Source organism: Microvirga massiliensis (assembly GCF_001006805.1).
GTDB classification, from domain to species: domain Bacteria; phylum Pseudomonadota; class Alphaproteobacteria; order Rhizobiales; family Beijerinckiaceae; genus Microvirga; species Microvirga massiliensis.
Genome location: NZ_LN811354.1, coordinates 313,671 through 320,681, shown reverse-complemented (window position 1 = coordinate 320,681; position 7,011 = coordinate 313,671). Strand labels below are relative to the sequence as shown.

General features: G+C 65.5%; 5 protein-coding genes. 4 read left to right on the top strand and 1 reads right to left on the bottom strand.

Annotated features, from left to right (window positions below; translation table 11 throughout):
* The 4 genes from BN1233_RS17575 to BN1233_RS17560 form a co-directional block, all read left to right on the top strand.
* Window positions 1-253: TOBE domain-containing protein (locus tag BN1233_RS17575; RefSeq protein WP_048708019.1), on the top strand; the 253-nt coding region annotated here is incomplete at its 5' end.
* A gap of 78 nt (window positions 254-331) precedes the next feature.
* Window positions 332-1,657: an ABC transporter substrate-binding protein gene (locus BN1233_RS17570; protein WP_046864881.1), complete on the top strand. Its 1,326-nt coding sequence runs from the start codon at window positions 332-334 to the stop codon at window positions 1,655-1,657.
* Between the two features lie 150 nt (window positions 1,658-1,807).
* On the top strand, window positions 1,808-2,707 hold the full coding sequence (locus BN1233_RS17565) for a carbohydrate ABC transporter permease (protein ID WP_046865046.1): 900 nt from the start codon (window positions 1,808-1,810) through the stop codon (window positions 2,705-2,707).
* Window positions 2,708-2,723: 16 nt separating this feature from the next.
* Window positions 2,724-3,626, top strand: a complete 903-nt coding sequence (locus BN1233_RS17560; RefSeq protein WP_046864880.1) for a carbohydrate ABC transporter permease — start codon at window positions 2,724-2,726, stop codon at window positions 3,624-3,626.
* A 187-nt stretch (window positions 3,627-3,813) separates the two neighbouring features.
* Here the strand turns inward: BN1233_RS17560 and BN1233_RS17555 are convergent, their stop codons facing one another.
* Complete coding sequence (locus BN1233_RS17555) at window positions 3,814-6,885, bottom strand: efflux RND transporter permease subunit (RefSeq protein WP_046864879.1); 3,072 nt, start codon at window positions 6,883-6,885, stop codon at window positions 3,814-3,816.
* Between the last annotated feature and the right edge of the window lie 126 nt (window positions 6,886-7,011).

Sequence of the window (7,011 nt, the reverse complement as noted above, 5' to 3'; positions counted from 1 at the left end):
TGAGGGCCGCGCCGCGATCTACGGCGTGCGGCCGGAGCACTTCGCGCTCGGCAATGGCGGGATTCCCGCGACCGTCGTCGTGGTCGAGCCCACCGGCTCGGAGACCCAGGTCGTGGCGCGCCTCGGCGACCAGGAGGTCATCTGCGTGTTCCGGGAGCGGATCACGGCCCGGCCCGGCGAGACGATCCACGTCGCCCCCGATCCGCGCCTCGTCCACCTCTTCGACGAATCCAGCGGCAAGCGCCTCGCCTGACCCTTTCGAGCGCGCGGCCTCACGGGACAACCGGCGCGCTCGGTACAAGAACCAGTCCCGGCCATGGAAGGAATGCCGATGTCGATTTCGAGACGTAACCTCCTGCTCGGCGCGACGGGGCTCGCGGCCGGCGCCGCGGGCGCCAAGCTGATCGGTGCCACGCCCAGTCCGGCCTTCGCACAGGCCAGCATGCCCACGTTCAAGCCGGAACAAGGCGCGTCGCTGCGCGTGCTGCGCTGGACGCCCTTCGTGAAGGGCGACGAGGATTCCTGGCTCGCCAACTCCAAGAAGTTCACCGAGATGACGGGCGTCGAGGTGCGCGTCGACAAGGAGAGCTGGGAGGACATCCGGCCGAAGGCGGCGGTTGCGGCCAATGTCGGCCAAGGCCCGGACATCATGCTCGTCTGGTTCGACGACGCCTTCCAGTATCCCGACAAGCTGCTCGACGTGACCGATATCGGCACCGCCTTCGCGCAGAAATACGGCGGCTATTACGAGGGCCTCGAGGGCTATGCGAAGCGCGGCGACAAGTTCATCGCGCTGCCCATCGCCGCGATCGGCAACGGGATTCTCTATCGCGAGAGCATGGTCAAGGCGGCCGGCTTCTCGACCTTCCCAGACAAGACCGACGCCTTCCTGGAGATGTGCAAGGCCCTGAAGGCGAAGGCGAAGCCGGCGGGCTTCGCGCTCGGCAAGGCAGTGGGCGACGGCAACAACTTCGCGCACTGGATCCTGTGGAGCCACGGCGGCCAGCTGGTCGACGAGAAGGGCAAGGTGGTCGTCAATTCGCCTGAGACCATCAAGGCCCTGCAGTATGCCCGCGAGCTCTACCAGACCTTCATCCCGGGCACCGAGAGCTGGCTCGACATCAACAACAACCGTGTGTTCCTGGCCGGCGACATCTCGGTGACGGCGAACGGCGTCTCGCTCTACTACTCGGCGAAGAACGACCCGAAGCTCGCCGAAATCGCCGCCGATATCCGCTCGGCAAACCTGCCGATCGGGCCGGTCGGCAAATCGGCCGAGCTGCACCAGACGACCTCCGGCGTGATCTTCCAGTACACGAAGTTCCCGAACGCCGCGAAGGCCTACATGCAGTTCATGCTCGACAAGCCGCAGATGGACCAGTGGATCACGGCCTCGAGCGCCTATTGCTGCCCACCGCTCCGCGGCATGATCGACAATCCGGTCTGGGAGTCGGATCCGGTGCACAAACCCTACAAGCGCGCCTCCGAGACCCTGCGCACGAACGGCTATGCCGGCCCGCTCGGCTATGCCTCGGCCGCGACGATGGCCGATTACGTGGTGGTCGACATGGTCGCCGAGGCGGCGACCGGCCAGCGGACGCCGGAAGAGGCGGCAAAGCGCGCCGAAACCCGCGCCAACCGCTACTACCGCGTCTGACGATCGGGGCCCCTGCAGACGGGGCCCGCCTTTTCGCTGTCGTCCCGCATCGCTGCCCCGGTGCGGGACGAGTTCCATGGAGCGCCGAGCGAGGATCACACCATGGCCGAAGCCGCCCTCGGACGGAATGTCGTCCCGCCTCACCGATCGATGACGACCTCGATCCTGCAAAGCCGTGGCATGACGGGCTTCCTGTTCATGCTGCCGGCGCTCGCGTTTCTGTTGATCTTCCTGACCTATCCGCTCGGGCTCGGCGTCTGGCTCGGCTTCACGGATACGCGCATCGGCCGGGCGGGCACCTTCGTGGGGCTCGAGAACTACCAGCTCCTGTGGGACGACTCGATCTTCTGGCTGTCGGTATTCAACACCCTGCTCTACACGGTGGCGGCCTCGATCCTGAAATTCGCGCTGGGGCTGTGGCTCGCGCTCATCCTCAACGAGCACATCCCCTTCAAATCGTTCTTCCGCGCGGTCCTGCTCCTGCCCTGGGTGGTGCCGACCGTGCTCTCGGCGATCGCGTTCTGGTGGATCTACGATTCACAGTTCTCGGTGATCTCCTGGGCACTCATCAAGCTCGGGCTGATCGACAGCCCGATCAATTTCCTCGGCGACGTCGCGAATGCGCGCGCGACCGTCATCGCGACCAATGTCTGGCGCGGCATTCCCTTCGTGGCGATCACGCTGCTCGCCGGTTTGCAGACCATCTCGCCCTCGCTACACGAGGCCGCGACGCTCGACGGCGCCACCGGCTGGCAGCGCTTCCGCTATATCACGCTGCCCATGCTCTCGCCGCTGATCGCGGTGGTGATGACCTTCTCGGTGCTGTTCACCTTCACGGATTTCCAGCTCATCTACGTGCTGACCCGCGGCGGACCGCTCAATGCCACCCACCTCATGGCGACCCTGTCGTTCCAGCGCGCCATCCCGGGCGGACAGCTCGGCGAAGGCGCGGCGATCGCGGTCGCCATGATTCCCTTCCTCCTCGCAGCCATCCTGTTCAGCTATTTCGGCCTGCAGCGCCGCAAATGGCAGCAGGGCGGCGGTGACTGACGCGCGGAGCTGAACGATGGCCGTTGCCGCCGAAACCGAATCCCGCAAAGCCCTGGTCGACGAGAGCGTCGGCATGACCTATCTCGACCGGCTGCCGCGGCGGCTGGTCGTGCTCTACCTGCCGCTCGCCGTGTTCACCTTCGTGCTGCTGTTCCCGTTCTACTGGATGACGGTGACGGCGCTGAAGCCGAACCACGAGATGACGGACTTCAACAATTACAGTCCGTTCTGGCCCTCGAGCCCGACCTTCGATCACATCCGCTATCTCCTGTTCCAGACCTCCTATCCGGGCTGGCTCTGGAACACGATGCTGGTCGCGATCGGCGCCACCATCCTCTCCCTCGTGGCCTCGGTTTTCGCGGCCTACGCCATTGAGCGCATCCGCTTCGCCGGATCGCGCTATATGGGGCTTGCGATCTTCGGCGCGTACCTCGTGCCGCCCTCGATCCTGTTCATCCCGCTCGCGGTGATGATCTTCGGCTTCGGGATCTACGATTCGAAGCTCGCGCTGATCTTCACCTATCCGACGTTCCTCATTCCCTTCTGCACCTGGCTGCTGATGGGCTATTTCCGCTCGATTCCCTACGAGCTCGAGGAATGCGCGCTGGTCGACGGCGCGACGCGCTGGCAGATCCTCATGCAGATCCTGCTGCCGCTGGCGGTGCCCGGCCTGATCTCCGCCGGCATCTTCGCCTTCACGCTGTCCTGGAACGAGTTCATCTACGCGTTGACCTTCATCCAGTCGTCGGAGAACAAGACGGTGCCGGTCGGCGTGCTCACGGAGCTGGTGCGCGGCGACGTGTATGAGTGGGGCGCCCTGATGGCGGGCGCGCTGCTCGGGTCGCTCCCGGTGGTGCTGCTGTACTCGTTCTTCGTCGATTACTACGTGTCATCGATGACGGGGGCGGTGAAGGAGTGAGTGCAGACTGCGTGATCTGAGAGGGTGGCGCAGCCACCCTCACCCGCCGCCCTTCGGGCGTCGACCTCTCCCATCGAGGGAGAGGTGATGTGCGCGCTGCCGCCCCTTAGCCTCTCCCCTGGAGGGAGAGGTCGCGTGCGTCAGCACGCGGGTGAGGGGGGGAAACACCGCGCTCTCAATTCTGCGTTTATTCCGCAGCCGCAAGCACCGGCTGCGCCCCATGCACCGCCCTCACCTTCTCCTTCGCGATGAACGTGTAGAACATCGGCACGACGAAGAGCGTGAAGATCGTTCCGATCGACATGCCCGAGGCGATGACGAGACCCATCGAGAAGCGCGCGGCGGCGCCGGCGCCGCTGGCGGTGATGAGCGGGGCGACGCCGAGGACCATGGCGGCCGTGGTCATCAGGATCGGCCGCAGGCGCACTTTCGCGGCCTCCTCGATCGCCGCGCGACGGCTCAAGCCTCGGTTCGCCCGCAGCTCGTTCGCGAACTCCACCATCAGGATGCCGTGCTTGGTGATCAGCCCCACGAGGGTGATCAGGCCGACCTGCGTGTAGATGTTGAGCGTCGCGACCCCTAGATTCAGGAACATGATCGCGCCGAACATCGAGAGCGGCACCGACATCATGATGATGAACGGATCGCGGAAGCTCTCGAACTGCGCGGCCAAGACGAGATAAATCACGATGATCGCGAGGCCGAAGGCCAGCGCGATGGAGTTGCCCTCCTGGATCTCGAGGCGCGACTGACCGGCGAAATCCTCGTAGAAGCCGCCCGGCATGACCTCGGCCGCGATGGCGCGTAGCGTCTTCAGTCCCTCGGTCGTCGTGACGGTCGGGAGCGGAAGCGCCGAGATCGTTGCCGCGTTGAGCTGGTTGAATTGCTCGATGGCTGCCGGCGCTGCGCCGGTTTCGATCTTCACGAGCGCCGAGAGCGGCACCATCGTTCCGTTCGCGGCGCGCACGTAGTAGTGGCCGAGCCGGTCCGGGTTGAGGCGGTCCTCCTGCGAGACCTGGCTGACGACGTCGTAGGAGCGGTTGTCGCGGTCGAATTTAGAGATCGGCGCGCCGCCGACGAGCGCGCCGAGCGTGTTGCCGATCTCGCTCACCGCCACGCCAAGCGCCGCCGCCCTGTCTCGGTCGACGGTGATCTGCGCGCGCGGCGTCTGGTACGACATCGAGTTCTGCACCACGATGAAGCGCCCGGATGCGACCGCCTTCTGGCGAATCTGCTCGGCGACCTCGTAGGCCTGCGACGGATCCCCGATCGTGCGCAGGACATACTGGATCGGCAGGCCCTGGCTCGCGCCCGGCAGCGAGGGCGGCGCGAAGACGAAGGCCTGCACGCCGGCATTGCGATCCAGCATCGCCTGGATCTCCTGCTTGGTCTGCGGGCCTTTCTTCGTGCGCTCGTCCCAGGGCTTCAGCTTGAAGCCCACGAAGCCGCCGCCGGCGCCGTCGATGCCGACAATCAGGAAGGTGTCGTCGACCTCGGGAATCTGGTCGAAGGCCCGAGTGAAGCCCGAGGCGAAGAGCTGCGTGTATTCGGGCGTCGCGTATTTCGGGGCATTGACGAGGCCAAGATAGGCGCCCTGGTCCTCTTCCGGGGCGAGCTCCGACGATGTTTTCATGAACATGAACGCGGTCGTGGCGAGCATCACCGCGACGATCACGAGGGTGACGCTGCGATAATCGAGCGAGCCGGCGAGCCGGCGCCCGTACCAGTTCTCGAGCCCCGTGAAGACGCGGTCGACGAGCCGCGCGAAGCCGCCACCCTGACCGTGCGGCTTCAGGAGCTGCGACGACATCATCGGCGAGAGCGTCACGGCGACGATGCCGGAGATCACGACCGCACCCGCAAGCGTGAAGGCGAACTCGCGAAACAGCGCCCCGGTCAGACCCTGCGTGAACCCGATCGGCGCATACACCGCCGCGAGTGTGATCGTCATCGAGACGATCGGGCCGAAGATCTCCTTCATGCCGACGATCGCCGCGTCGACGGGCGCCAGCCCCTCCTCGATATGCCGGTGGATGTTCTCGACCACGACAATCGCGTCGTCGACCACGAGGCCGATCGCGAGCACCATCGCGAGGAGCGTCAGGAGATTGATCGAGTAGCCGAGCACGAAGAGCACGAAACAGACGCCGACGAGCGACAGCGGGATCGTGACGATCGGGATCAGGACGGAACGGAACGAGCCCAGGAAGAGCAGGATCACGACGACGACGATCAGCGCCGCTTCGCCGATGGTCTTGAAGACCTCCTCGATCGAGGCGGAGATGAAGTTCGACGCATCGTAGACGATCTCCACCGTCATGCCTTTCGGCAGGGTCGGCCGGATCTCGTCGATCGCTTTCGTGACCGCTGCGGCGACGGTGAGCGGATTGGCGGACGGCGTCGGCGTGACGCCGATGAAGGTGCCTTCCTTGCCGTTGAAGCTCACGATCGTGTCGGTGCTCTTCGGGCCGAGCTCGACCTTCGCGACGTCGCGCAGGCGCACGACCTGATCGCCTTCGGCGCGGATCGGCAGCGCGCCGAAGGTTTCCGGCGTCTGCAGCGTCGTCTGCATCTCGAGCGCATAGGCGACGAATTCGTTCTTGGTCCTGCCGGGCGCCGAGAGGAAATTGCTGGCGCGGATCGCCGCGACGACGTCGCCCGCGGTGACGTTGCGCGCCGCGAGCCGGATCGGATCGATCCAGATCCGCATCGAGAAATCGCGGCCGCCGAGGATCTCGGCCGAGCCCACGCCGTCGAGCGTCGCGAAGCGCGGCTGCACGACGCGAGTCAGGAATTCCGAGACCTGCTCGGGATTCATCTCCGTGCTCGCGAAGGTCAGGTACATGAGCGCGAAGGTCTGGCCCGTGCCCTTCACGATCACGGGGTCCTCGGCATCGGTGGGCAACTGCGCCCGGACTTGCTGGACCTTGGAGGTGACTTCCGTCAGAGCCGCGTTCGGATCGGTGTTCAGGCGCATGCGTACCGAGACGGTGCTGACCCCGAGGCGGCTCTGCGACGTGACGTAGTCGACGCCTTCCGCGCTCGACACCGCCTTCGCGATCGGCGTGCTGATGAAGCCCTGCATCAGCTCGGCGCTCGCGCCCGTATAGGTAGTCGTGATCGTGACGGTGGTTTCCTGCACCTCGGGATACTGGCGCACCTGCAGGCTCATCAGGCCCTGCGCGCCGAGCAGCAGGATGAGGAGGCTCACCACCATCGCCAGAACGGGACGACGGATGAACAATTCGGTGAAACTCATGGTCGATGCCTATCGCCTCGACGCAGGTCTTGCGCCGGGCCATCGAGAAGAGGAATGCCGACCGCCCGGCCGCGACTTGCGCGACCGGACCGTCGGAAAGAGAGCGCGACGATCTCCGCGAGCGAC